The organism is Streptomyces sp. NPDC058086, from assembly GCF_042885015.1.
Taxonomy (GTDB): Bacteria; Actinomycetota; Actinomycetes; order Streptomycetales; family Streptomycetaceae; genus Streptomyces.
In genome coordinates this window covers 1-1,081 of record NZ_JBHVST010000296.1, presented here as the reverse complement: position 1 = coordinate 1,081, position 1,081 = coordinate 1, and the positions used below count along the sequence as shown (strand labels likewise).

General features: G+C 74.6%; 1 protein-coding gene and 1 pseudogene. One reads left to right on the top strand and one right to left on the bottom strand.

All coding sequences use genetic code 11. From position 1 onward, the window contains the following. Window positions 1-196, top strand: a pseudogene (locus tag ACFVWD_RS58365) (alkylhydroperoxidase); the annotation flags it as partial. 24 nt (window positions 197-220) lie between these two features. On the opposite strand, the gene ACFVWD_RS58360 reads toward ACFVWD_RS58365, so the two are convergent. Continuing rightward, the coding region (locus ACFVWD_RS58360; RefSeq protein ID WP_389607311.1) for an oxidoreductase at window positions 221-1,081 on the bottom strand (861 nt) is incomplete at its 5' end.

Here is a 1,081-nt window from a genome sequence, read left to right as displayed (position 1 = left end):
GGACGTGCCCGCGGCACGGCTGGCGCTGCTGACGGCCTTCGCCCCCTACCAGGTGCTCCCGCAGGACGTCGAGGCGTTCAGGCGGCGATGGTCCACCGACCGCGAACTCGTCGAGCTCACGTCCTACGCCGCGTTGACCACCGCCGTGCGCGTAGGCAGCCGGCTCGCCGTGTCCGGTGCCGCCGGGCGGGGGTGAACGGCCTCGCAGCGGGTGGCGGTCTCAGGGGCGCAGGCGTACGCCGGTGAGGCGCTCGGACTCCTCCCACAGGCGGCGCCGGGCCTGGGGGTCGAGGGCCGTTCTGCCGGGGCGTACGAGCCCGGGCGCGCCCCGGGTCTCGGTCACGCCGAGGGGCCCGTAGAACTCGCCTCCGCGCGCGTCGGGATCGGTCGCGGCCCGCAGAGCGGGCAGCATTCCCGCCGCGGCCGGCTGGAGGAACAGGGGGGCGAGCGGGGAGCCGAACCTGCGCACGGGTGCGGGAAAGCCCCGGCCCAGGCCGGTCGCGGCCAGCCCGGGATGGGCGGCGAGCGAGGCCAGTTCCGCGCCCGACTCCGCCAGCCTGTGGTGGAGTTCGAGCGCGAACATGAGGTTGGCCAGCTTGGACTGGTTGTAGGCCCGGTACCGGCTGTAGCGGCGTTCGCCGTGCAGGTCGCGGAAGTCGATGCGCCCCAGCCGGTGCAGGTAGCTGCTGATCGTCACGACCCGCGCGCCGGATGCGGCCCGCAGGGAGTCCAGGAGCAGACCGGTGAGGGCGAAGTGCCCCAGGTGGTTCGTGGCGAACTGGAGTTCGTGTCCGTCCGGGGTGCGGGCCCGGTCGGTCCACATCACGCCCGCGTTGTTGACCAGCAGGTCGATGCGGGGGAAGCGGTCGCGCAGTTCCTCGGCGCCGGCACGCACCGACGCGAGACTGGAGAGGTCGAGCCGGCGGACCGTCAGCTCGACCGACGGCGCCTGGGCCCGGATGCGGGCCGCCGCGGCGATCCCGCGGTCGGGATCGCGTACGGCCAGCACCACGTGGGCGCCGTGCCGGGCGAGTTCCTGGGCCAGGTGCAGTCCGATGCCGGAGCTCGCACCGGTGACCAC